Source organism: Saccharopolyspora flava (assembly GCF_900116135.1).
Classification (GTDB): Bacteria; Actinomycetota; Actinomycetes; order Mycobacteriales; family Pseudonocardiaceae; genus Saccharopolyspora; species Saccharopolyspora flava.
In genome coordinates this window covers 259959-283592 of sequence record NZ_FOZX01000001.1, presented here as the reverse complement: position 1 = coordinate 283592, position 23634 = coordinate 259959, and the positions used below count along the sequence as shown (strand labels likewise).

Sequence of the window (23634 nt, the reverse complement as noted above, 5' to 3'; positions counted from 1 at the left end):
GACACTGGAGGGGTGATGAACGGATTCGACCGCGCGGACCTGCTCCGCGAGTTCCACGCCCAAGCCCAACGCGGCGAACCGATCGTCGGCGGCGGCGCCGGGGCCGGGCTGTCGGCCAAGTGCGAAGAGGCCGGCGGCATCGACCTGATCGTCATCTACAACTCCGGCCGCTACCGGATGGCCGGGCGCGGCTCGCTGGCCGGGCTGCTGGCCTACGGCAACGCCAACGACATCGTGGTGGAGATGGCCCGCGAGGTGCTGCCGGTCGTGCAGCGCACGCCCGTGCTGGCCGGGGTCAACGGCACCGACCCGTTCATGCTGCGCGAGCGGTTCCTGCGCGAGCTCAAGGACCTCGGGTTCGCCGGCATCCAGAACTTCCCGACCGTGGGCCTCATCGACGGCACCTTCCGGGCCAACCTGGAGGAGACCGGCATGGGCTACGGCCTGGAGGTCGAGCTGGTGGCCGCCGCCCGCGAGGCCGACCTGCTCACCACGCCGTACGTGTTCTCCGCCGACGACGCGCGGGTGATGACCGAGGCGGGCGCCGACATCATCGTCTGCCACATGGGTCTGACCACCGGCGGCGCGATCGGCGCGGAGACCGCCAAGAACCTCGACGACTGCGTCCGGCTCATCGACGAGTGGTCCCAGGCCGCCGCCGAGGTCCGCGACGACGTGCTGGTGCTCTGTCACGGCGGGCCCATCGCGATGCCCGAGGACGCGGCCTACGTCCTGTCGAAAACCCAGCGCTGCCACGGCTTCTACGGCGCCAGCAGCATGGAACGACTCCCCACAGAAAAGGCCTTGACCGAGCAGACCAAGGCGTTCACCGACATCAAGTTCTGAGGAGGAAGCATGCGCAGCTTCGCCAGCGCGGTCGTCGAAGCCCCCGTCGAGAAGGTGTGGGAGGCGGTGCGCGACTTCAACGGGTTGCCGGTGTGGCACCCGGCGATCGCCTCCAGCGAGATCGAGGACGGCCGGGACGCGGCGAGCGTCGGGTGCGTCCGGCACCTCGTGCTCGGCGACGGAGGTGAGGTGCGCGAACGGCTCGTGGCCCTCGACGACGTCGCGCGCAGCTACACCTACGAGTTCGCGGCCAGCCCGTTCCCGGTGCGCAGCTACCGCTCCACGATCCACGTGCTGCCGGTGACCAGCACCGGCCACAGCTTCGTCGAGTGGTACGCCGACTTCGACTCCGATGCCGACGTCGAGGCCGAGATGGACAAGACGTTCGCCCGAGGTGTCTACGCGACGGGTCTGAAAGGACTAGCCGCCCATCTGGCGGGTTGAGGACACCCCGCACGACCACCGCGTGAACACTGGCAAAAGTGAAGGCCTCAGGTATCCCGATCGGACGTTCCGGTTAGAGTCGGGCGCGTGCCAAGCCCTACCCCCGCTGACATCGCTCGCTCTGACCGGAACGACTCCGACCGGGTCGTGGTGACCGGAGGATCCGGCTTCGTCGGTCGCGCCGTGGTCCGCGCCTTCCTGGAGCGCGGCACGCCCGTCACCGTCGTCGACCTGCAGGCCCCGCCCGAGTCCCTCCGGGACCGGGTGACCTTCGTCGAGGGCGACCTGCGCGAGGCCGAGGTGCGGGACCGGGCCGTGGCGCCCGGCTGCGCGGGCATCGTGCACCTGGCCGCGATCACCTCGGTGCTCAAGTCCGTCGAGCAGCCCGCCGCCACCTACACCAACAACGTCGAGGTCACCCAGCACCTGCTGGAGCTGGCCCGCGAGCGCGAGGTCGGGCAGTTCCTCCTCGCCTCCACCAACGCCGTGGTCGGCGACATCGGGCACGGCACGATCTCCGAGGCGCTGCCGGTCCGCCCGCTCACGCCCTACGGCGCCACCAAGGCCGCCTGCGAGATGCTGCTGTCCGGTTACGCGGGCGCCTACGGCATGTCGACCTGCGCGCTGCGGTTCACCAACATCTACGGACCCGGCATGGGCCACAAGGACAGCTTCGTGCCGCGCCTGATGCGCGCCGCGCTGTCCGGCGAGGGCGTCGAGGTCTACGGCGACGGTGCGCAGCGCCGCGACTTCGTGCACCTCGACGACGTCGTGCAGGGCGTGCTGGCCGCCTGGGACAAGCAGTACACCGGCACGGTGGTCATCGGCTCCGGCGAGTCGATCAGCGTGCTGGAGCTCATCGAGGCCGTCCGCGCCGCCACCGAGATCGACATCCCGGTCACCCACGTGCCGGCCAAGAACGGCGAGATGCCCGCGGTGATCGTCGACGTGTCGCAGGCGCAGCGCGAGCTCGGCTACGAGCCCGCGGTGGAGCTGACCGACGGCCTGCGCACCGTCTGGGCCGACTTCACCAGCGGAGCGCGGTGACGACCGCGCTCGCGCGCGTGCTGCGCCGGCACTGGTTGCTGGCGCTGCTGGTGCTGGCCGGACTGGTGCTGCGGATCGTCACGCAGCTCGCCTACCGGCCTGCGCTGCTCTACATCGACTCGTTCCGCTACCTCGACGACGTCGGCGTGTTCTACCCCGGCGGCATCAACCCGGTCGGCTACGAGTGGTTCCTGTGGCCGCTGCTGGGCATCGGCGGCTTAGCCGGTGTCGCGGTCGTGCAGCACCTGCTCGGCCTCGGGCTGGGCATCGGCGTCTACGTCCTGCTGCGCCGCTTCGGCGTGAAGGAGTGGCTGGCCGCGCTGGCGGCGGCACCTGTGCTGCTGGACGCCTACCAGCTGCAGATCGAGCAGCTGATCATGTCCGACCTGCTGTTCCAGGTGCTGCTGCTGGTCGCGGTGTCCCTGCTGTGCTGGTGGGGGCCGCCGACGCCGAAGGTCGCCGCCGTGGCCGGTGGGGTGCTCGCGCTGTCGGTGATGGTGCGCTCCGTCGGCCTCACGCTGGTGGTGCCCGCCGTGGTGTTCGTGCTGCTCGCGGCCGGTCTGCGCCCCCGCGAGGGCTGGCGGCCGCGGCTGATCGCCACCGGCGCCTTGGTCGCCGGGTTCGGCGCCGCCGTGCTGGTCTACGCGCTCTACGGCGCGCTGGTCGCCGGCAAGTTCGGCGTCGGCGGTTCCGGCGGCGGGGGAGCGCTGTTCGGCCGCGCCGCGGTCGTCGCCGACTGCGGCGAGCTGGACCTGACCCGCGAGGAGCGGCTGGTCTGCCCCCGCGAGTCGCACGAGGTCCGCGCGAAGCGCGGCATCGACTTCTACCTGCACCTGTGGGACGTCCAGGCCAACGTCGACTCCCTGCTGCCCGAGGGCATGGACGTCAACGCCGCGCAGCGGTCGCTCACTCGCAAGGTCGTGCTGCACCAGCCGCTGGACATCGCCGCGGGCGTGGCCCGCGACTTCGTCAAGGGCTTCGCGCCGACCCGCACCCAGTCGGTCGGCGACGTGCCGCTGGACCGCTGGCAGTTCCAGCTCGAGCACCCGCTCTACGCGCCCGACTGGTACACCCGCGAGTGGACCGAGCTCTACGACGGCAGCGACCTGCACGCCGACCCCGAGCTCACCTCGTTCCTGCGCGGCTACCAGCTCGGCGGCGGCTACACGCCGGGCCTGCTCCTCGGCGGGTTGCTGCTGGTGGCCACCGCGGCCGTGCTGGGCGCGGGTCGCGCCCGCCGCAGCGGGCTGCGCGCGGTGACGCTACTGCCCGCCGGCCTGGCCACCACCGCGCTGCTGACCGCCTCGGTCATGGAGTTCTCCTGGCGCTACCAGCTGCCCGGACTCGTGCTCATCCCGCTGGCGGGCGCCCTGGGCGTCACCGCCCTCTTCGGCCGTCCCCAGGCCATCCGCATCCCGCACCGATCGACGCCCTCCGAGGAGAGCCAGATGCTGACGACCTTCCCCGACGACGTGGACTCCGCCGCCCTCGACGAGTACGCGGACCGCTACGGCGAGCACCGGTTCTCGCCGGTGGTCGTGCTCATCGCGGCCTACAACGAGGAGGAGTCGATCGGCGACGTGCTCGACTCCATCCCGTCGCGCTGCTGCGACCTGGACGTGGACGCGCTCGTGGTGGTCGACGGCGCCAAGGACCGCACCGCCGAGGTCGCGCTCTCGCACGGCGCCCGCACCTGCGTGGCCCCCACCAACCGGGGCCAGGGCGCGGCGCTGCGGCTGGGCTACCGGCTGGCGCAGCAGCGCGGCGCCCGCTACGTGATCACCACCGACGCCGACGGCCAGTACGACATCGCCGAGCTGCCGATGCTGCTGGAGCCGCTGATCGCCGACCGCGCCGACTTCGTCACCGGTTCGCGGCGGCTGGGCTCCAACGAGCGGCCGGCGCTGATCCGCCGCGTCGGCACCTACGTGTTCGCGTGGGTGGTCAGCGCGCTGACCCGGCAGCGCATCACCGACACCTCGTTCGGCTTCCGCGGGATGCGGGTCGAGGTGCCGAACTCGGTGACGCTGCAGCAGCCGCAGTACCAGTCCTCGGAGCTGCTGGTGGGCCTGCTCAGCCGCGGTTACCGGGTGCTGGAGCAGCCGATGCGGATGCTGCCGCGCAGCGCGGGCGAGAGCAAGAAGGGCTCCAGCTGGAAGTACGGCTACCGCTACGCCAAGGTCGTGCTCGGCACCTGGTGGCGGGAGCGCCGCGGCACCGGCGCCCAGGCCCCGGCCATCGAGAGCCTCAACGAGCGTCCGGCTGCGGTCGGCGAGTGAAGACCAGCTTGTCGATGAGCACGAACTTGACGACGAACATGACCGCGTAGGTCCCGATGAAGGCGCCCCACACCACGGCCACCTGAGCGGGCCGGGTGTCGGGGAACGCCGAGGTCGCCACCACCTCGGCGAGGTGGGTGGAGCCCGCGGCCAGCAGCGCGGTGCCGACCGAGATCGCGCCGTAGCGCAGCAGTTCGCCGCGCAGCGCCTCGCGGCCACCGCCGCCCCAGGTGCGCCGGTTGAGGGTGAAGTTCGGGATCGCCCCGGCCAGCCACGCCAGCACCGTCGAGACCACCGGGCTCGCGCCCAGCGAGTAGGTCAGCAGGAACACGACCTGGCTGATGCCGGTCGCCACGACCGACGCGGCTGCGAACCGACTGATCAACCGCCAGTAGCGGGCACGGCCGGTGACGGTCGGCTGCGCCACGTGTCCTCCAGGGAGATTCATGCGCAAGTGTGCTGGGCTGCACGATACCGATCGCTGTGCGTGGTCTTCTTGGCGAGCCCGATAGATGAGAGCATGCGTGATGTTCACGCTGCACTAACCGGCTGAAAAGAGGGAGACAGGCGTGCGAATCCTCGTCCTCGGAGGGGACGGCTACCTCGGTTGGCCGACCGCTCTTCACTTGTCCGACTGCGGTCACGAAGTCGCCGTGGCGGACAACTACGCCCGTCGGGGCTACGACCACGAGATGGGCGTCGAGAGCCTCGTGCCGATCGAGTCCATGCAGGTCCGCTTGAACGCCTGGAACGAGGTTTCCGGCAAGACCATCAAGCACTACTACGGCGATCTCGTCGACGAGCACTTCACCTACGAGATGATCGCCGACTTCCGGCCGGACACCATCGTGCACTTCGCCGAGCAGCGCGCGGCGCCGTACTCGATGATCGACCGCAAGCACGCGGTCTACACGCAGCACAACAACGTGGTGGGCAACCTCAACGTGCTGTTCGCGATCCAGGAGATCGACCCGGAGATCCACCTGGTCAAGCTCGGGACGATGGGCGAGTACGGCACGCCGAACATCGACATCGAGGAGGGCTGGCTGGAGGTCACCCACAACGGGCGGACCGACCGGATGCTCTACCCGAAGAAGCCCGGCTCGTTCTACCACCTGAGCAAGGTGCACGACAGCCACAACATCGAGTTCGCCTGCCGCATCTGGGGTTTGCGCGCCACCGACCTCAACCAGGGCGTGGTCTACGGGCAGGAGACGCCGCAGACGGTCCGCGACCCGCGGCTGGCGACCCGCTTCGACTACGACGCGATCTTCGGGACCGTGCTCAACCGGTTCGTCATCCAGGCCGTGCTCGGTCACCCGCTGACCGTGTACTCGCCGGGCGGGCAGACCCGCGGCATGATCGACATCCGGGACACCGTGGAGTGCATCCGGCTGGCCGCGGAGAACCCGGCCGACCGCGGTGAGTTCCGGGTGTTCAACCAGATCACCGAGAGCTACTCGGTCGGCGAGATCGCCAAGACCATCGCCAACAACTTCGACGGCCAGGTCGAGATCGAGTACGTCGACAACCCGCGCGTCGAGCAGGGCGAGCACTACTACAACGTCAAGCACACCGGTCTGGTGGAGCTGGGCCTGCAGCCGCACCTGCTGTCCAACACGCTCATCGAGTCGCTGTTCGCGGTGGCCGACAAGCACAAGGACCGCGTGGACCTGGCGGCCATGCGGCCGACCGTCAACTGGCGCAAGGCCACGAACCCGCTGCGCGGGGACGAGAAGTAGGACGGAGAAAGGGTGGCCCCGGGCTGTTCGGCCCGGGGCGCCTCACCGCGTGTCGGGGGGCTTCCACGCGGCAGGTCTGAACATTAGCTCGTTCGGATGATCACAGCGATACGGCACGTGGGTAAATCTGCAACCCACGGTGAACGCCGGTTAACCCCCGTCACGAACCACCCGAAATCCCCCGAATCACCCCACCCGAACCCCTCCCGAACCCCTCCCGCGGGTCCCGATCCCGACACCCCGGTCAAATACCGCAGGATTTGACCGGTCGAAAACCGCGGTATTCGTCGGGTCGAAAACCGCGGTATTCGACTTGAGTGGTCTGATCGGGTGAGTCGGTCAGGCGGGGGTGGGGGTGTCTTCTTCGAGGGATTCGATCTCGCGGCGTTCGGCGACGATCACGCGGATCGTGTAGGCCAGGGCCGCGACCCAAGCGACCACGATGACGCCGTAGATGGCGGTCGGGGTGGGGGCCGGGAGGTCGAAGGCCTTGATCAGGGTGCGCGCGTTGGTCAGCACGATCAGACCGCCCGCGCCGACACCGATCAGCCGCATCGGCACGATCCGCACCAGGTAGGCCGCCAGCGGGGCCGCCACCACGCCGCCCAGCAGCAGCGCGCCCACCGTCACCCAGGACAGCTGCTGGCTGGCCAGCGAGAACAGGAAGCCCAGGCTCGCCGCGACCGCGATCAGGAACTCGCTGGTGTCGACCGAACCGACGACCTTGCGCGGCTCGACCTTGCCGGTGCTCAGCAGCGTCGGGGTCGCGACCGGGCCCCAGCCGCCACCACCGGTGGCGTCGACGAAACCGGCGACCAGGCCGAGCGGGGCCAGCAGCTTCGGGCTGACGCCGGTGAGCTGGCGGCGGCGCAGCGGGCGGATCGCGAAGCGCAGCAGCACGTAGAGGCCCAGCGCGAGCAGGATGGCCGACATCCACGGCTCGGCGGCCTCGGTGGAGACGTTGCTCAGCGCGGTCGCGCCGAGGAAGGCGCCGATCGCGCCCGGCACGCCGAGGGTGAGCACGATCTTCCAGTCGACGTTGCCGAACTTCCAGTGCGAGAGGCCGGAGGCGACCGAGGTTCCGATCTCGGCCAGGTGCACCGACGCCGAGGCCAGCGCCGGGGTGAGGCCGGCGGTCAGCAGGATCGTCGTCGAGGTGACGCCGTAGGCCATGCCCAGGGAACCGTCGACGAGCTGCGCGATGAAACCGCCGATCGCGAAGATCAGGAATGCTTGCACGATGTCTCCGTGGTCCGGGGTGCGACGAGCGCGCCGGCTCGTGGCGGGGGAGAGGAAGAGGACAGGTGGGGCTGAGGACTTAGCTCGAGCGCCGACACCGTGCGGAGGTGACGCGGCGCAGGTCCACGTGGAGGCGCTGCGACAGCAGCCGCCACTGATCACCGGGCGTCATGGGGGACAGTGAAACAGATCCCGCGTTCGAGTGGCAGGGTCTCCCAGAGTGCGGGAAGCCCTACCAGGCCGTTCGAGTGGTGTTTGTGTCGAATGCCACGTTCCACCCGATTCGATCTTGCGTCGCAGGTCGCCGCGATCGTCCACTGTGGACGTCCGACCTGGATGCGGGTGATCCGTTTGCCGTTGCGGGCCACGGTGATCTAGCTCCGGGGTGTCCGGATGACCTGCGCGAACTGTTCGAATCATGAAGCGCGCCGCGGGCCCGCCGGCCCCGTCCGCGCGGCCGTCCGGGGGTCTCGGTCGTAACCGGACGGCGATCTTCGCCGATCACTGAAAGTCACCGCACAGTCGACACGAGTGGGTTAACCATCTGCTGAGCGAGTCATGAGTTGCAGCCCGCTGTGACTGTGAGCTACGTTCTGATCCGCACGTCACGGTTCGATCACGACAGGATCTCTTTCCCCGAGGAGTTCTTGCCCGCACCCCCCGACGCGGGAGTGGCCGGACCGTTCCCCGACGGAAGGCAATGATGGGCAAGCATCGCAAGGAGGACCGGCTACCCCCGACAGCCGGTCGTCCGATCCGCAACAAGGTTGTGGCGGCGGTGGTGGCCGGAGGCGCGTTCGCGGCGGTGGGCCAGCCCCTGTCCGCGAACGCCGGCTCCGAGCAGGAACGCGACGTCCAGAACCTGGCCAAGACCAAGAACCTGAGCACCGCCATCACCGGGACGCAGAACAGCCCGGCGGCGGTCCGGCTGCTGCAGGCGCAGCAGCCCGCGCGGCCCGAGGCGCAGGAGCTCGCCAAGGCCAAAGCCATCGAGGCCGAGCGCATCATCCGCGAGGAGGCCGCCCGCCAGGCGGCCATCGCCGCGGCCGAGGCCCAGCGGGCCGCCGAGGAGCAGGCGCGCAAGGCCGCCGGCTTCCACGTCCCGGCCGAGGGCACCTACACCTCCGGCTTCGGGTCCCGCTGGGGCAGCAGCCACATGGGCATCGACATCGCCAACAGCATCGGCACCCCGATCTACTCGGTGGCGCCCGGCGAGGTCATCGACGCCGGTCCGGCCAGCGGCTTCGGCCTGTGGGTCCGGGTGCAGCACGACGACGGCACGATCACCGTCTACGGCCACGTGAACACGATCGTCGCCGAGGAGGGCCAGCGGGTCGGAGCCGGCGAGCAGATCGCCACGATGGGCAACCGCGGCCAGTCCACCGGTCCGCACCTGCACTTCGAGGTCCACGAGGACGGCACCAAGATCAACCCGCTGCCGTGGCTCCGCGAGCGCGGCATCGACGTCACGTAGCGGACGGAAGGCGCCGGGCTCCCCGCGGCGCCACCCCCCAGACGACCGCCCGGGGCCCGAATCCCCCGACAGGCCCCGGGCGGTTACTCACACGTGAAGAACTGTTGCGTCACGAGCCGGAGGACCGGTCGGTCGTCTCGGGCCTGCGGCGCAGCAGGCGCGGGAGGGGGAGCGGACGGCGTTCGGTCGTCGGTTCCTCGGTCGATCGGTCCGCGTGGTCGGTGTCGCCCGCGAGCTTGGCCAGGTCGATGCGCACACCCACTGTGTCCTCCCTCGGCTGCTCTGCCTCGATCAAGAACAACGCTAGCCGACGGGATCCCGGCGGAACTCCGCTCTTCTACTCAACTTGCTCACTCGGTCGGCTGCGGAGCGTGCGCGTCGTCCTCCAGGCGCTGCCGCAGCCACGACAGGGTCCGCGACAGCAGGCGCGAGACGTGCATCTGCGAGATCCCGACCTGGTCGGCGATCTGCGTCTGGGTCATGCCCCGGAAGAACCGCATCATCAGGATCCGGCGCTCCCGCTCCGGCAGCTCCTCCAGCAGCGGCCGCACCATCTCCCGGTTCTCCACCTCGAGGAGCTCGGCGTCGTCAGTGCCGATGGCATCGCCCAGCGGGATCTCGTCGGTGTCGGTGAGCAGCTCGTCCAGCGACGCGCTGCGGTAGGCGTTGCCCGCCTCCAGACCGTGGTAGACGTCGTCGGTGCTGATGCCCAGGTGCTTGGCCAGCTCGCTGGGGGTGGGGGCGCGGCCCAGCTCCTGCGAGAGCCGGGCGATCCCGGACGAGACCGACAGGTGCAGCTCCTGCAGGCGGCGCGGCATCCGCACCGCCCAGCCGGTGTCGCGGAAGTGCCTGCGGACCTCGCCCAAGATCGTCGGCACCGCGTAGGACAGGAAGTCGACACCGCGGTCCGGGTCGAAGCGGTCGACCGCGTTGATCAGGCCCAGCACCGCGACCTGGGTGAGGTCCTCCTGCGACTCGCCGCGGTGTCTGAACCGGCGGGCGATGTGCTCGGCCACCGGCATGTGCTCGGTGACCAGCCGGTCCCGGAGCTCGGATCTGCGGGGATCCCCCTCGTCCAGCTTCGCGAGCTCGCCGAACAGCGGCGCCAGCCGGTCGTAGCGCTCGTTGCGCGCTTGAGTGGAATCCGCCCGTTTCACACCTGAGCCGTCCGTCCCTTGGTCAACTCGATCCGCACCAGGTGACTGCCGTCGGCAGTGGGATCCGACTCGACCGAGGTTGACACAGCGTCGGCCAGCGCGCTGAGCACGCGCCAGCTGAAAGTGTCCTTGCGGGGCCCGAAATCATCCTTGCTCTGCACTTCAGCGGTGACGGACAGCTGCTCGCCGGCCAGCCGGAACCGGCACACCAGGGTGGCCTCCGGCGCGGCCAGGCGGACCAGCGACGAGCACGCCTCGTCGACGGCCAGCCGCAGGTCGGCGATCGCGTCGACGTCGTGGTCGGCGCGCATCGCCAGGTCGCCCACCACGGCCCGCATCACCGACAGCTGGTCCGGTTCCGCCTTGACCCGGACCTCGACCTGATTGGGAGCGGGGGTCGCAGGTTCGACCTGCGCGACCTCGCGTTCCACGCTCATCTCGCCGACCACCTCGTCTCGCCAGCGGCGTCCCTCGCGGTGACCTGCCCTTGCGGCCCACTGGTACCCGAGATCTCCTCCCGGCAAACGCGGAGGCCGGTCAGGCACCCGTCCAGAACGACCAGAACCGCAGCAGGATCAGGGTCACGATCACCAGGTACCACACTACGACGATCACGCTGTGGAACCGGCTCAGCGCCACGCCCGCCGCGCGCCCGCCGCCGAAGTGGCCTTCCCGCAGGTTGTGCAGGGTGGTGTACCAGAACAGCGGGATGGTGACGGCCCAGACGACCATGCAGTACGGGCACAGCGCACCGATCTCGTACAGGCTCTGCACGATCAGCCAGTGGATGAACACCAGGGCCAGCGTCGTGCCGGCCTGCATGCCCAGCCAGAACCAGCGGGGCGCGCGGAACCCGGCCAGCGCCGCCACGCCCGCGGTGATGACCACCGGGAACGCGGCGACGCCGATCAGCGGGTTCGGGAAGCCGAACAGCGCCGCCTGGGCGCTGTCCATCACCGAACCGCAGGAGACGATCGGGTTGAGGCTGCACGACGGGACGTAGTCCGGGTTGGACAGCTTCTCGATCTTCTCGACCGCGAGCGCGAACGCGGCGATGAAGCCGATCGCGCCGCCCACGACGTAGAGCCAGCCCAGCCCGCGCGGTGCGGCCGAGGGCCGCGCGTCGGCGGGCTCGGTGGCGGACGCCGCGGCGCGGGCGGCGGGTTCGAGGTCGTGGGCCGGGGTCACTTCGCCAGCTCCTCGTCCAGCATCTTGCGCAGCGACTGGTCGACCTCGGCGTAGGTCTGGGCGTTGCCCTGGTCGTACTGGCGGCCGTTGATGAAGATCGTCGGCGTGCCCGGGGCGTTCACGGCCTTGGCGTCGGCGACGTCGCGGTCGATCTTGGACTGGACGTTGGGCGAGACCCGGTCCTGGTTGAAGCGGTTCACGTCCAGGCCGATCTGCTGGGCGTACTTCTCGAACTCCGCGTTGGCCTTGGCCTCGTCGCTGCTGACCGACTGGCCGGCGGCCGCCCAGTCGGCGTAGTTGTCGAACAGGGCGTGGTACATCTCCTTGTACTTGCCCTGCAGCGCCGCGGCCTCGGCGGCGCGCGCGGCCTGCTGCGCCAGCGGGTGCATCTCCAGCGGGTAGTTGCGGGTCACGAAGGTGATCCGGCCCGCGTAGTCCTTCTCGATCTTCGACATCGCCGTGGAGTAGTAGGCGTGGCAGCTGGGGCACTGGAAGTCGAGGAACTCGACCATCGTGACCTTGCCGTCGGGCGCCTCCATGAGCGCGTGGCTGTCCGGCTTGCGCAGCACCTCGGCCGCGACCGGGGCCTGGGGCGCGCCGGCCCCGCCGGAGTTGCCACCGCCGCCGCGGTTGAACAGCAGGACACCGCCGATCACCACCACGGCGACGATCACCACCACGAGCGTCAGGATCAGGTTGGTGGAGATCCCGCTCTTCTGGGTCACGGGATTGTTCTTCTTCGACATCGTGCGCAGTCACCTTCGGCGGTCGTGAGGGGAACCGACCAAAACAGTCTCGCTCATTCACCCGGTCGGGAAATTCTGCGGGGGTCACCTCACAGCGGGTTCACAGCGCGCTCTCAGCTTGTCGGCCTCGCGAGCCGGAGCGATGCTGACGCGCATGACCGACCTGGCCGGGTTGCTCGACGACGACGCTCGGGCCGCGCTGCGCGCCTGGCCGGGCGGCACCTGGCACGAGCCCGCGCTGGCGACGCTGACCCGGCACGAGTTCTCCGACGAGAACTGGATCTACGAGCGCAAGCTCGACGGGGTCCGGCTGATCGCCGGGGCCGACGGCGGCGAGCCGCAGCTGTGGTCGCGCAACCGCAAGCGCGTCGACGCCTCCTACCCGGAGATCGCCGAGGCGCTGGCCGCGCAGGGCGCGCCGAGCTTCGTGGTGGACGGCGAGGTCGTCGCCTTCGAGGGCGACCGGACCAGCTTCGCGCGGCTGCAGAAGCGGATGCACCTCACCGACCCGGCCGTCGCGCGGCGCACCGGGGTCGCGGTCTTCTACTACGTCTTCGACCTGATCGCCTTCGGCGGCGTGGACCTGACCCGGCTGCCGCTGCGCACCCGAAAGCGGTTGCTGCGCGAGTGCTTCGAGTTCGCCGACCCGCTGCGGCTGAGCGCGCACCGCAACGGCGACGGCGTGGACTTCCTCGCGCAGGCGTGCGCGCGCGGGTGGGAAGGACTGATCGCCAAGCGGGCCGATCAGCCCTACCGGTCCGGGCGCGGCCGGGACTGGCTGAAGTTCAAGTGCGTCTCCGGCCAGGAGTTCGTCATCGGCGGCTACACCGAACCGCAGGGGTCGCGGACCGGGTTCGGCGCGCTGCTCGTCGGGTACCACGACCGCGAAGGCCTGCGTTACGCGGGCAAGGTCGGTACCGGATACGACGAGCGCGCGTTGCGGGAGCTGCGCGCGGCGCTGGACGAGCGCTCGCGCGCGGACTCACCGTTCCACGACCCGGTCCGCGAACCCGGAGCTCACTGGGCCGAACCCGAGCTGGTCGCGCAGGTCGGCTTCAGCGAGTGGACCGATGACGGAAAGCTGCGGCACCCCCGGTTCTCGGGGCTGCGCAACGACAAACCGGCCGGCGAGGTCCGGCGCGAGTCCTAGTTCTGGGACTCGGCGACGATCGGGGTCCGGTTGGCCGCCGGATGGATCTCGGTCTGTTGGTTCGGAGGATTCGACACCGCGAGCAGAACGGTCAGCACGACCATCGACACCGTTCCGACAACCGACACGATCGTGCGGCTGTTGCTCTGCATGGCGCAGCTCTCCCCGAAAAACTAGTGCTGGACAGTGAAAGCGAGGGGTGCTCAGAAAGCCCTGAGCAGGCGTCCCACACCAGGTGTCGGCACGAACCGGGAGAACGTTAACGCCGTTGACACAAATTCCTGATGTGACGTGGAACATCCTGGCGGACACGGCGTTTCGGGCGATTCGTGGCGGATCAGCCGTTGCTGCACGTGATGGATCAATCACGAAGCGGAGTCGGATCGGTCTCGCCGAAATCGCCGCCGACGGCCTCGCGGCGTCGCCGGGGCCGGTATCGTCGCAGGTGTGGTAGCCGATCCTGCCGATCTCCCGAACGTGACGCACGCGCTGGCCAAGGCCGGGCTGGACGACGTCCCGGCGCTGACCGAGCGCCTGATGTCGGCGATCTTCACCGACAACCCGGAGTGGACCGACTACCGGCCGGTGCCCCGCGAGGATCTGTGGGAGGGGTGCCGGCAGTACCTCGAGCGGATCCTGCAGATCCTCTCCGGCGAGGTCGACATCTCCGATCGCGACGACGACGTCGCCGCCGCCATCGGCCGCCGCCGCGCCGAGCAGGGCGTGCCGCTGGAGGTCATGCTGCGGACCTTCCGGCTCGGCGGGCGCGTGGTGTGGGAGGCGCTGGTCGACCAGGCGCACCGCGACGGCGCCGACCCGGACGCGGTGCTGGGCGTGGCGACCTCGATCTGGCAGGTCATCGACGGGCTGTCCTCGACGCTGTCGACGTTCTACCGCAACACCGAGCTGGAGCGGCTGCGCCGCGACGACCAGCGCAGGCACGCCCTCGTGGAGGACCTGCTGGCCGGTCGCGCCCGCGACGTCGCCTTCGCCCAGCGCACCGCCAAGGAGCTCGACCTGCCCACCGGCGGCGGCTACCTGGTGGTCGTCGCCGAGATGACCGAGGACGGCGCGTTCGCGCTGCGCGGTCATGCCGAGGCGCTGTCGGCGCTGCACTTCCGCTCGGTCTGGCAGGTGCGCGCCGACTCGCTGGTCGGGCTGGTCGCGCTCGAGCAGCACCCGGCGGAGCTGGCGGTGACCGCGCTGCGCCCGCTGGCCCGGGCGCGCGTCGCGGTCTCGCCGAAGGTGCAGGGGCTGGCCGAGATCAGCCTGGCGCACCAGCTCGCGCTCACCACGCTGGGCACCTCGCCGGAGGGGGCGGCGGAGCTGGTCACGCTGGAGGAGCGGTTCCCGGAGGCGCTGCTGGTGCAGTCGCCGGACCTGGCGCAGCGGCTGCTGGAGACCCAGCTCGGCCCGGTGCTGGCGCTGCCGCTCAAGGAGCGCGACATGCTGCTGGACACCCTCACCGCGTGGCTGGAGGAGAACTGCTCCACGGCCAACGCCGCGGTCCGCCTGCACTGCCACCGCAACACGGTCCTCAACCGCCTGCACCGCATCACGACCCTGATCGGCCAGCCGCTGCACGGCCGCACCGCCTACGTCTCCCTCTCCCTGGCCCTCTCGGCCCTCCGCCTCCGCAACGGCCGCCGCGGGTGAGGCGTGGCCCGGTCGCGTCGCCGGGTTCCGTTGCCCCGGGGTGCTGGAGGGCGACAGTTTTAGCCAGAACTGTCCGGACATTTCGGGCATCCAACCCGGACAGTTCTGGCAAAAACTGTCCCCTGGCGACGAACGCCGCCACAGCGACCCCCGCACCGCGGCGGCTCCGGGGATTGTGCAGTGGGCATAGTTGGAAAATTTTGGGTTCTTTTCGCAGGTGGGAGGCGTAACCGCTGGGGCTGGGGTTTTGTGCCTGGCGGCGTCTCGTTTGTGATCGGGATCGCGGCTGCGATGTGTAACTGACGGGCGACGTGTTGTGCCCGTCACGGCGTGGCATGTGCAAGGTGCACAGTCGGTCGTCCTAAAGTCTGGGCGCCAGGGCATAGCGCCGACGTGGTCGTGCTCACGACACTGCGAGGTGTGGCTGGCCCGCACTCTCGGGCCTTCGGAAATCGGCGCGTGCGTTCAAAGGAGCACAGCGAAGTGCAGGAGTTCGACCTTCTGGTGGTGGGCGGCGGCCCCGGTGGCTACGTCGCCGCGATCCGGGCCGCGCAGCGCGGCCTCTCGGTGGCCGTGGTGGAGAAGGAGCGACCGGGAGGTGTGTGCCTGAACTGGGGCTGCATCCCCACCAAGGCCATGCTGCGGTCGGCCGAGGTCTACGAAACCGTGCTCCACGCAGCCGATTTCGGCATCAACGTCGAGGGCGTCAGCGTCGACTACGACGCGATCACCCGCCGCAAGGCCAGCGTCGTCAAGGGCCTGACCGACGGCGTCGCGGGCCTGCTCAAGGGCAACGGCGTCACCGTCATCAACGGTCACGCCCGCTTCACCGGCCCGACCACCGTCGACGTCTACGCCACCGGTGAGTCCCCGCTGGGCGCCGACGGCCCCCGCTACGCCGCCGAGCCGACCGGCGCCAAGCCGATCGACCAGGTCAAGGCCACCGACGTCATCATCGCCACCGGCTCGGTCCCCGTGCAGCTGCCTCTGCCCGGCGCGGACCTGCCCGGCGTGATCACCTCCGACGGCGCCTTCGGCCTCACCGAGGTCCCGAAGCGCATCGCCATCATCGGCGGTAGCGCCGTCGGCGCCGAGTGGGCCACGCTGTTCCACACCCTCGGCGCCGAGGTCAGCATCATCGAGATGCAGAAGACCCTCGTGCCCGCCGAGGACGCCGAGGTCGGCAAGGCGCTGGGCCGCTCGTTCACCAAGCGCGGCATCAAGGTCCTCACCGAGGCCACCGTCTCCCGCGTCGACCAGGCCGCCGACGGCCTCAAGGTCACCATCGACGGCGCCAAGCCGCAGCAGATCGACGCCGACTACGTCCTGGTGGGCGTGGGCCGCAAGCCCAACACCGCGAGCCTCGACCTCGACAAGGCCGGTGTCGCCACCACCGAGCGCGGTTTCATCACCGTCGACGACAAGCTGCGCACCAACGTCGAGCACGTCTACGCCATCGGCGACGTGACCGGCAAGGCGCTGCTCGCGCACGTCGCCTCGCATCAGGGCGTCGTCGCCGCCGAGACCGTCGCCGGGCACCACGCCGCGATCGACTACGACGTCATCCCGGCCGCGACCTTCACCCACCCCGAGATCGCGTCGGTCGGCCTCACCGAGCAGCAGGCCAAGGACGCGGGCCACGACGTGGTCGCCGCGAAGTTCCCGTTCGCCGCGCTGGGCCGCGCCCAGAGCTACGGCGACACCGAGGGCTTCATGAAGATCGTCGCTGGCCAGAAGTACGGCGAGGTCCTGGGCGTGCACATCATCGGCCACTCCGCCAGCGACCTGATCACCGAGGGCGCGCTGGCGATGGCCCTGGAGGCCACGCTCGACGAGCTCGCCGAGACCATCCACGCGCACCCGACCCTGGGCGAGGTCGGCATGGAGGCCGCGATGAACGCGCTCGGCCTGCCGGTCCACGTCGCACCGCCGAAGAAGCGCTAGAGGCAAGAGAAAAGGGGAACCGCGATGGCACAGACCGCCACCCGCAGCAAGCCGTCCACGCGCACCGGCGCGGCGAAGACGCGGCGCAGCACCTCGGCTCGAGCCGCTGAGCGCGGCCGCTTCTCGGGCGAGTCGCCGGAACTGCTGCGCGACTACTTCCACGAGATGACCCTGATCCGCCGCTTCGAGGAGCGCGCCGCCCAGGGCTACACGCAGGCCAAGATCGGCGGCTACTGCCACCTCAACCTGGGTGAGGAGGCGACGGTAGTAGGCCTGATGCGCTCGCTGCGCAAGACCGACCTGCTGTTCACCAACTACCGCGAGCACGGCTACGCCATCGCCAAGGGCATCGAGCCCGGCCGCGTCATGGCCGAGCTCTACGGCCGCACCACCGGTACCTCCAAGGGCTGGGGCGGCTCGATGCACATGTTCGACGTCGAAGCCGGTCTGCTCGGCGGCTACGGCATCGTCGGCGGCCAGATCCCGCTGGCCACCGGTGCCGCGCTGGCCATCGACTACCGCTCCGGCGACCAGGTCGTGATGTGCCAGATGGGCGACGGCACCACCAACATCGGTGCGTTCCACGAGGCGCTGAACATCGCGGCGCTGTGGAACCTGCCGGTGGTCTTCGTGGTGATCAACAACCAGCTGGGCATGGGCACCACCGTCGAGAAGTCCTCCGCGGAGTCCGAGCTGTACAAGCGCGCCTCGGCCTACCGGATGCACGGCGAGCGGGTGGACGGCAACGACGTCCTCGCCGTCCGCGACGCCGCGTCGCGGCTGGTCGAGCAGGCCCGCGAGACCGGCCGCCCGGCGCTGCTGGAGCTGGTCAGCGAGCGGCTCAAGGGCCACTCGGTGGTCGACCCGGGCAAGTACCGCAGCGAGGAGTCGATCGAGAAGGCCAAGCAGGCCGACCCGGTCGCGAACTTCCGCGCGGAGCTGATCAAGGCGGGCATCCTCGACGAGGACTCCGCGGCCGAGATCGAGACCAAGGCGCAGGCCGAGGCGGACGCCGCCGTGGCCTTCGCCGACGACAGCCCGCACCCCGAGGTCGAGACGCTCTTCGACTACACCTACGCGACGCCGGTCGCCAACGACTCGCGCCGGCTGCCCGCGGACCCGCTGTTCGTCACCAACTGATTCACGCCCCCTTGCGGTTTTTGCGACACCCCGCCACACGTATCGCAACCCGGTGACCGGAATTCCTCGACGCCACACGAGGAATTCCGGTCCCGGGCCGCTTTTCCCGCTGTCAGGAGAAATTCCCTTGGCACTCATGACCTATCGCCAAGCGCTGCACGACACCCTCCAGGAGGAGATGCGGCGCGACGAGGACGTGTTCCTCATCGGCGAGGAGATCGGAGTCTTCGAAGGCTCCTACAAGATCACCGCCGGCCTCCTCGAGGAGTTCGGCGAGAAGCGCGTGCGCGACACCCCGATCGCCGAAGAGGGCTTCGTCGGTGCGGCCGTCGGCGCCGCGATGCTGGGCCTGCGCCCGGTCGTCGAGCTGATGACGATCAACTTCTCGCTGGTCGCCCTGGACCAGATCGTCAACCACGCCGCCAAGATCTACGGCATGTTCGGCGGGCAGACCAGCGTGCCGATGGTGCTGCGCACCCCCGGCGGTGGCGGTCAGCAGCTGGGCGCCACCCACTCGCAGAACATCGAGCTGTACTACGCGTTCGTGCCGGGCCTGAAGGTCGTGGCGCCGAGCACGCCCGCCGACGCCAAGGCGCTGCTGCTGGCCTCGATCCGCGACAACGACCCGGTGCTGTTCCTGGAGAACCTCTCGCTCTACAACACCAAGGGCGAGGTCCCGGACGTCGTGGAGCCCGCCGAGATCGGCAAGGCGAAGGTGACCCGCGAGGGCACCGACATCACCATCATCGGCTACTCCCGGATGGCGATGGTCGCCCAGCAGGTCGCCGAGAAGCTGCACGACGAGCAGGGCATCAACGCCGAGGTCATCGACCTGCGCAGCCTGCGCCCGCTGGACCGCGACACCGTCGTGGAGTCGGTGCGCAAGACCGGCTGCGCCGTCGTCGCCGAGGACGACTGGCTGACCTACGGCATCGGCGCGGAGATCGCCGCCTCGATCTCCGACGGTGCCTTCGACTACCTCGACGCCCCGGTGCGGCGGGTCGCGGCGGCCGAGGTGCCGCTGCCCTACGCCAAGCCACTGGAGCGTGCCGCATTGCCGTCCGCGGAGTCGCTGACCACCGCTGTTCACCAGACCCTGGACGCGGTGGGCCGCCGCCGCTGAGTCCCGTGCTCACCCGAGGAAGACGATGACTGACATTCAGATGCCGAGGCTCTCCGACACCATGGAGGAGGGCGTGATCGCGAACTGGCACAAGCAGGTCGGTGACAAGGTCGCGCGCGGCGAAGTGGTGGCCGAGATCGAGACCGACAAGGCCCTCATGGAGCTGGAGGCCTACGACGACGGGGTCTTGGAGAAGATCCTGGTCGAGGCCGGTACGACGGTCCCGATCGGCACGCCGATCGCGGTGCTCGGCGACGGTTCCGGTGCCGCCGCCGAGGCCGCTCCGGCCGCACCGGCTCCCGCCGCTGCCGAGCCCGCGCCTGCCGAGCCCGCTCCGGCTGTGCAGGCTCCGGCCGAGCCCGCCGCTCCGGCCGCCCCGGCCGAGTCCGGTTCCAAGCCGAAGGCGTCGCCGCTGGCGAAGGCCGTCGCCAAGGAGAAGGGCGTCGACCTGAGCTCGGTGCAGGGCACCGGTCCCGGCGGGCGGATCATCCGCGCCGACATCGAGGCCGCGGCCTCGGCCGCCCCGGCCGCCGCTGCTCCGGCTGCCGCTCCGGCCGCGCAGAGCAGCGCTCCCGTCGTCGCGAGCGACGACGTGGAGGAGATCCCGCTGTCCAACATCCGGAAGGTGACCGCCAAGCGCCTGACGGAGAGCAAGCAGAACGCCCCGCACTTCTACCTGACCAGCGCGATCGACGTGACCGAGCTGCTGGAGTTCCGGGGAAGCCTCAACGAGCGGCTGCAGGCCGCCGGTGGCCCGAAGGTCAGCGTCAACGACCTGATCGTCAAGGCGGTGGCGACCTCGCTGCGCGCCAACCCGGCGGTCAACGTGTCCTTCGCCGGCGACAAGATGCTGCAGCACAAGCGCATCAACCTCGGCGTCGCGGTCGCGATCGACGGCGGTCTGGTGGTGCCGGTGGTCAAGGACGCCGACCGCAAGAGCGTCTCGGAGATCGCCACCGAGAGCCGCGAGCTGGCAGGCCGGGCCCGGGAGGGCAAGCTGAAGCTGGACGAGATGTCCGGCGGCACCTTCTCGATCTCCAACCTGGGCATGTTCGGCATCGAGCAGTTCAGCGCGGTCATCAACCCGCCGGAGGCGGCGATCCTGGCGGTCGGCGCCGCGCGCGACGAGGTCCAGGTCCGCGACGGCGAGTTCGTGGCCCGCAAGATCCTGCGCGTGACGCTGTCGGCCGACCACCGCGCGGTGGACGGCGCGGTGGGCGCGGCGTTCCTGCAGCAGTTCACCTCGCTGCTGGAGGACCCGATCCGCATCATCGCCTGATCGCCTTTCTCCGCCACGTGAGCCCGGGAGAACTCCTCCCGGGCTCACGGGCATTTTCGAGAGCGGGCGTTGCCGACCCCTGGGGGTGGTCGGCAACGCCCGCTTTTTCGCATTTCGAAAACGCTTGGCGCCTAAGTGGAATCACGCAATTCGCGTGCGCGACTAACAATCGATCATGAATTGTCGATACCGCCGATCGGGCTACGCCGCTGATTACCCCGCGCACCTGATTCGGCTGATTCAGTGATCTCTCCGCCGTTTTCAACTATTCGGCCCTGGTGAGCGAGATCCGCTTGGAAGACTCCCGCCCCGGATTCCGGCCTTCCGAGGCCGACGCGACTGGGAGGACAAGACCGAAAGTGTTGAGAACCAGGGGGAAGCGCCTCGCGGCGCTGCTCGCCGCAACAGCGGCGGTGACGGTGTCCTGCGGCCAGCAGGCTCCGCAGGCCCAGCAGGTCCAGCAACCGCCGGCGACGGTGACCGTGACCCAACCTGCTCCGCAGGAGAGCGGGACGGAAGAGACCTCGGAGCCCGCATCCGAGAGCTCCACGACGGCCGACTCCCGGGGTGAGTCGGGGACCGCGTGCCGCACCGAGGAACTTCGGGCCCGCTTCTACCCCGACGTCGCGATCGATCTGATCGGTGATCCCTCGCAGCCGGAAGGGCAGTCGCACACCGTGCTGCGCATCGCGAACATCAGCGGGCGGACGTGCACCGTGACGGGTGCTGCCCGCGTCGAGTTCACCGGCGTCAACGGTGAGGAACTGCCCGTTGATCTCGTGGAGAACCCCGCCGGTCCGTCGGCGTCCACGATCTCGCTCGGCACGCGCGACGGCGCGGCGCAGGACTTCTTCTGGAAGTACAAGACCGGCGACTGCATCGACCCGGCGAAGATCTCGATCTACCCGCCGGAGAACTCCGATCCGATCGTGCTGGATTGGAATCTCGGGGTCGTCTGCGGCGGTCCGCAGCTCGAGCACGGTCGGCTCTTCGCGAATTGACTCGCGTGCGGTCACGCGGAACACGAAGATTAGGGGGAGAACATGGCCGCCAACTGGCGACTCGCGGGAAGTCTGGAAACACTGCGCGCGCAGTTCGACGCGGCGTTCCCGCAGCGGAGCAAGGAAACCGACGGCACGATCGGCAACGCCGAGCACCAGTCCCGGGAGAGCGACCACAATCCGTGGTACGGACCGGGAATCGTGACGGCGATGGACATCACCCACGATCCTGCGCACGGCGTGGACATCAACCGGTTGACCGATGAGCTCGCGGCCAGCCGCGATCCGCGGATCAAGTACATCATCGCCAACGGTTTGATCCTGGACAGCAGACCGGGCCAGAGCCCGTGGCAGTGGACCCAGTACAACGGGAGCAACCCGCACACCAAGCATTTCCACATCTCGGTGATGGACTCGCCGGTCTGCGACGACCGCCGGCCCTGGAATCTGCCGAGCCTGGCGGGGCAGCAGGGGCACAAGCCCCAGCAGCCGAATCCTCAGCAGCCGCACCACCCGCAACCGCACCACCCGCAGCAGCCGGGGCGGCCGCCGAAGGCGCCGCAGTGGCCGTTCGGGAACATGCCGTGGGATCCGAACGTCTGCAAGACCATCTTCCGGGTCGGCCGTGACATGCACGTCTCGCCGAAGGTGATGCTCTCGGCGTTCGAGACGGGCCTCGTGGAATCGCAGATGCAGAACGTCGATCACGGGGACCGCGACTCGGTCGGCGTGTTCCAGCAGCGCCCCTCGCAGGGGTGGGGTTCGGTCGAGCAGTGCCGGGACGTCCGGCACGCCAGTCGGAAGTACTTCGAGCGCGCCATCGCCGTGGAACGGCAGAACCCGCACTACAACGCGGGGCAGATCGCCCCGGACGTGCAGCGCCCGCAGGAGGACCTGCGGGGCAAGTACCAGCAGCGCGAAGGCGACGCCAGAAAGCTCCTCGACTGGACGGCGAAGGCGGTGGAAGCCGAGGACGCTCCTCCGCAGCAGGGTCAGCCGCCGAACCAGGGTCAGCCGCCGCAGCAGGGCCAGCCGCCGAACCAGGGCCAGCCGCCGCAGCAGGGCCAGCCGCCGCAGCAGGGCCAGCCGCCGAACCAGGGACAGCCGCCGCGGCCGACTCCGCCTCCGGCGCCGGAGCCGGTGGTGCCCGCTGTGTTCGGGACCGGGATCCTGACCGGGCGGGACGGGGCGCTGTCGGCGTTCGCGACGTCGTTGTCCGGTGAGGTCGTCACCGCGTGGCAGGTCGAGCCCGGTGGTGACTGGGTCGGCTGGCTGGGCATCGGTGGTGAGCCCGCCGGGCGACCGGTGGTGGTGCGCGAACCGTCCGGCGGGATGGCGGTTTTCGTGCGCGACAACAACGGCGAGGTGATCACCTCGTCCTGCCCGAAGCAGGGTGCCAAGTGGGGTCCGTGGATCGGGCTGCGCGGCCGGATCACCGACGACCCGGTGGCGGTGCTGCGACCGGACGGGGCGATCGCGCTCTACGCGGTCGGTGAGGACGGCAGGCTGCACAGCGCCGCGCAGGCCGGTCGCGGCGGGCACTGGAACGACTGGGACGACCACGGCGGCGAGCTGATCGGCCGACCTGCGGTGGCGTTGGGGCCGAACGGGGCCGTGTCGGTGTTCGCGCGCAACGCGCGGCGCGAGGTCGTGATGTCCACCCAGGGCACCGCGGGCGCGGGCTGGTCGGACTGGACGAGCCTGGGCGGCAGCATGGCGGGGGACCCCGTGGTGGTCACCCTCGCCCACGGCGTGACGGTGCTGTTCGCCGTCGGCGACGACCAGCAGCTCTACTGCCAGGAGCGGCCTGGCGAGGGCGGGACGTGGTCGGCGCTGGGCGGCGACTTCACCGGAACCCCGGCCATCGGCCTGAACCCCAACGGGCGCCTGGAGGTCTTCGTCCGCGACACCTCCGGTGCGGTGCACACCGCTGAGCAGCAGGTCGCCCACGGCGGCTGGACCGCGTGGACGGACCTCGGCGGCGAGCTGGAGGGCGACCCGGTCGCCATCAGCCGCCCGGACGGTGCCTGCACGCTGTTCGCGATCGGCCGCGACGGCGACATGCGCACCGCGCACCAGCCGGAGCCGGACAGCCCCTGGAAGCCCTGGGCAGACTTGGTCGACACTCTCAAGGCCTGAGCGGTCCGGGGGATTCGGCCGTCGGGCCGGATCCCCCGGG

Annotated in this window: 22 protein-coding genes; 14 read left to right on the top strand and 8 right to left on the bottom strand. The window is 69.9% G+C overall.

The window, feature by feature from the left end; genetic code table 11:
- The first annotated feature begins 15 nt into the window (after window positions 1–15).
- From BM424_RS01210 to BM424_RS01195, 4 genes are all read left to right on the top strand, one after another.
- Window positions 16–846 (top strand): phosphoenolpyruvate hydrolase family protein, encoded by an 831-nt coding sequence (locus BM424_RS01210; RefSeq protein ID WP_093413041.1) that lies wholly within the window; start codon window positions 16–18, stop codon window positions 844–846.
- 9 nt (window positions 847–855) lie between these two features.
- Window positions 856–1290: an SRPBCC family protein gene (locus BM424_RS01205; RefSeq protein ID WP_093413039.1), complete on the top strand. Its 435-nt coding sequence runs from the start codon at window positions 856–858 to the stop codon at window positions 1288–1290.
- A gap of 147 nt (window positions 1291–1437) precedes the next feature.
- Complete coding sequence (locus BM424_RS01200) at window positions 1438–2337, top strand: NAD-dependent epimerase/dehydratase family protein (protein ID WP_093413037.1); 900 nt, start codon at window positions 1438–1440, stop codon at window positions 2335–2337.
- On the top strand, window positions 2334–4616 hold the full coding sequence (locus tag BM424_RS01195) for a glycosyltransferase family 2 protein (protein WP_093413036.1): 2283 nt from the start codon (window positions 2334–2336) through the stop codon (window positions 4614–4616). The genes BM424_RS01200 and BM424_RS01195 overlap by 4 nt, the downstream gene beginning before the upstream one ends.
- Here the strand turns inward: BM424_RS01195 and BM424_RS01190 are convergent.
- Entirely contained in the window at window positions 4585–5043 is a 459-nt protein-coding gene (locus tag BM424_RS01190; protein WP_245775530.1) for a GtrA family protein, read from the bottom strand. The two genes, BM424_RS01195 and BM424_RS01190, sit on opposite strands and share 32 nt — an antisense overlap.
- 142 nt (window positions 5044–5185) lie before the next feature.
- Between BM424_RS01190 and BM424_RS01185 the strand changes: the two genes are divergently transcribed.
- Window positions 5186–6358 (top strand): NAD-dependent epimerase/dehydratase family protein, encoded by a 1173-nt coding sequence (locus BM424_RS01185; protein WP_093413032.1) that lies wholly within the window; start codon window positions 5186–5188, stop codon window positions 6356–6358.
- Between the two features lie 339 nt (window positions 6359–6697).
- Here BM424_RS01185 and BM424_RS01180 read toward each other — a convergent pair whose 3' ends face one another.
- On the bottom strand, window positions 6698–7597 hold the full coding sequence (locus BM424_RS01180) for a sulfite exporter TauE/SafE family protein (RefSeq protein ID WP_093413031.1): 900 nt from the start codon (window positions 7595–7597) through the stop codon (window positions 6698–6700).
- A gap of 703 nt (window positions 7598–8300) precedes the next feature.
- On the opposite strand from BM424_RS01180, the gene BM424_RS01175 reads away from it, so the two are divergent.
- Window positions 8301–9071, top strand: coding sequence for a M23 family metallopeptidase (locus BM424_RS01175; RefSeq protein ID WP_093413029.1), 771 nt, complete (start codon window positions 8301–8303; stop codon window positions 9069–9071).
- A 109-nt stretch (window positions 9072–9180) separates the two neighbouring features.
- On the opposite strand, the gene BM424_RS28660 is transcribed toward BM424_RS01175, so the two are convergent.
- From BM424_RS28660 to BM424_RS01155, 5 genes are all read right to left on the bottom strand, one after another.
- On the bottom strand, window positions 9181–9333 hold the full coding sequence (locus BM424_RS28660; protein WP_175547890.1) for a hypothetical protein: 153 nt from the start codon (window positions 9331–9333) through the stop codon (window positions 9181–9183).
- 88 nt (window positions 9334–9421) lie between these two features.
- Window positions 9422–10228, bottom strand: a complete 807-nt coding sequence (locus tag BM424_RS01170) for a SigB/SigF/SigG family RNA polymerase sigma factor (protein ID WP_093413028.1) — start codon at window positions 10226–10228, stop codon at window positions 9422–9424.
- A complete protein-coding gene (locus tag BM424_RS01165) occupies window positions 10225–10665 on the bottom strand; it encodes an ATP-binding protein (protein ID WP_093414518.1) in 441 nt (146 codons plus the stop codon). Before BM424_RS01165 ends, BM424_RS01170 begins: the two co-directional genes overlap by 4 nt.
- 100 nt (window positions 10666–10765) lie before the next feature.
- Complete coding sequence (locus BM424_RS01160) at window positions 10766–11416, bottom strand: vitamin K epoxide reductase family protein (protein ID WP_093413026.1); 651 nt, start codon at window positions 11414–11416, stop codon at window positions 10766–10768.
- Window positions 11413–12162: a DsbA family protein gene (locus BM424_RS01155; RefSeq protein WP_093413025.1), complete on the bottom strand. Its 750-nt coding sequence runs from the start codon at window positions 12160–12162 to the stop codon at window positions 11413–11415. Before BM424_RS01155 ends, BM424_RS01160 begins: the two co-directional genes overlap by 4 nt.
- 154 nt (window positions 12163–12316) lie before the next feature.
- On the opposite strand from BM424_RS01155, the gene ligD reads away from it, so the two are divergent.
- Window positions 12317–13312 (top strand): non-homologous end-joining DNA ligase, encoded by a 996-nt coding sequence (gene ligD, locus BM424_RS01150; protein WP_093414516.1) that lies wholly within the window; start codon window positions 12317–12319, stop codon window positions 13310–13312.
- Here ligD and BM424_RS28655 read toward each other — a convergent pair.
- Window positions 13309–13464 carry a hypothetical protein gene (locus tag BM424_RS28655; protein ID WP_175547889.1) on the bottom strand — a complete coding sequence of 52 codons (156 nt, stop codon included), beginning with the start codon at window positions 13462–13464 and terminating at the stop codon, window positions 13309–13311. The genes ligD and BM424_RS28655 overlap by 4 nt on opposite strands.
- A gap of 295 nt (window positions 13465–13759) precedes the next feature.
- Between BM424_RS28655 and BM424_RS01145 the strand changes: the two genes are divergently transcribed.
- The 7 genes from BM424_RS01145 (at window position 13760) to BM424_RS01115 (ending at window position 23594) form a co-directional block, all read left to right on the top strand.
- Window positions 13760–14968, top strand: a complete 1209-nt coding sequence (locus tag BM424_RS01145) for a PucR family transcriptional regulator (protein WP_093413023.1) — start codon at window positions 13760–13762, stop codon at window positions 14966–14968.
- A gap of 483 nt (window positions 14969–15451) precedes the next feature.
- Complete coding sequence (gene lpdA / locus BM424_RS01140) at window positions 15452–16912, top strand: dihydrolipoyl dehydrogenase (RefSeq protein WP_093413022.1); 1461 nt, start codon at window positions 15452–15454, stop codon at window positions 16910–16912.
- Between the two features lie 24 nt (window positions 16913–16936).
- The gene (pdhA, locus tag BM424_RS01135) at window positions 16937–18052 is read left to right on the top strand and encodes a pyruvate dehydrogenase (acetyl-transferring) E1 component subunit alpha (RefSeq protein WP_093413020.1); all 1116 of its coding nucleotides are present in this window, start codon (window positions 16937–16939) and stop codon (window positions 18050–18052) included.
- A 127-nt stretch (window positions 18053–18179) separates the two neighbouring features.
- A complete protein-coding gene (locus BM424_RS01130; protein ID WP_093413019.1) occupies window positions 18180–19175 on the top strand; it encodes an alpha-ketoacid dehydrogenase subunit beta in 996 nt (331 codons plus the stop codon).
- 25 nt (window positions 19176–19200) lie between these two features.
- Entirely contained in the window at window positions 19201–20454 is a 1254-nt protein-coding gene (locus BM424_RS01125; protein WP_175547888.1) for a pyruvate dehydrogenase complex dihydrolipoamide acetyltransferase, read from the top strand.
- A 278-nt stretch (window positions 20455–20732) separates the two neighbouring features.
- A complete protein-coding gene (locus BM424_RS01120; protein WP_175547887.1) occupies window positions 20733–21455 on the top strand; it encodes a DUF4232 domain-containing protein in 723 nt (240 codons plus the stop codon).
- Window positions 21456–21497: 42 nt separating this feature from the next.
- Window positions 21498–23594: a PLL family lectin gene (locus BM424_RS01115; RefSeq protein WP_093413014.1), complete on the top strand. Its 2097-nt coding sequence runs from the start codon at window positions 21498–21500 to the stop codon at window positions 23592–23594.
- Window positions 23595–23634 lie beyond the last annotated feature (40 nt).

Bases quoted from the DNA above. Each gene is read 5' to 3' on its own strand.
- BM424_RS01155 (WP_093413025.1), bottom strand. From the start codon at position 12,162: ATGTCGAAGAAGAACAATCCCGTGACCCAGAAGAGCGGGATCTCCACC.
- BM424_RS28655 (WP_175547889.1), bottom strand. From the start codon at position 13,464: ATGCAGAGCAACAGCCGCACGATCGTGTCGGTTGTCGGAACGGTGTCG.
- BM424_RS01175 (WP_093413029.1), top strand. From the start codon at position 8,301: ATGGGCAAGCATCGCAAGGAGGACCGGCTACCCCCGACAGCCGGTCGT.
- BM424_RS01125 (WP_175547888.1), top strand. From the start codon at position 19,201: ATGACTGACATTCAGATGCCGAGGCTCTCCGACACCATGGAGGAGGGC.
- BM424_RS01205 (WP_093413039.1), top strand. From the start codon at position 856: ATGCGCAGCTTCGCCAGCGCGGTCGTCGAAGCCCCCGTCGAGAAGGTG.
- BM424_RS01115 (WP_093413014.1), top strand. From the start codon at position 21,498: ATGGCCGCCAACTGGCGACTCGCGGGAAGTCTGGAAACACTGCGCGCG.
- BM424_RS01165 (WP_093414518.1), bottom strand. From the start codon at position 10,665: ATGAGCGTGGAACGCGAGGTCGCGCAGGTCGAACCTGCGACCCCCGCT.
- BM424_RS01210 (WP_093413041.1), top strand. From the start codon at position 16: ATGAACGGATTCGACCGCGCGGACCTGCTCCGCGAGTTCCACGCCCAA.
- ligD (WP_093414516.1), top strand. From the start codon at position 12,317: ATGACCGACCTGGCCGGGTTGCTCGACGACGACGCTCGGGCCGCGCTG.
- pdhA (WP_093413020.1), top strand. From the start codon at position 16,937: ATGGCACAGACCGCCACCCGCAGCAAGCCGTCCACGCGCACCGGCGCG.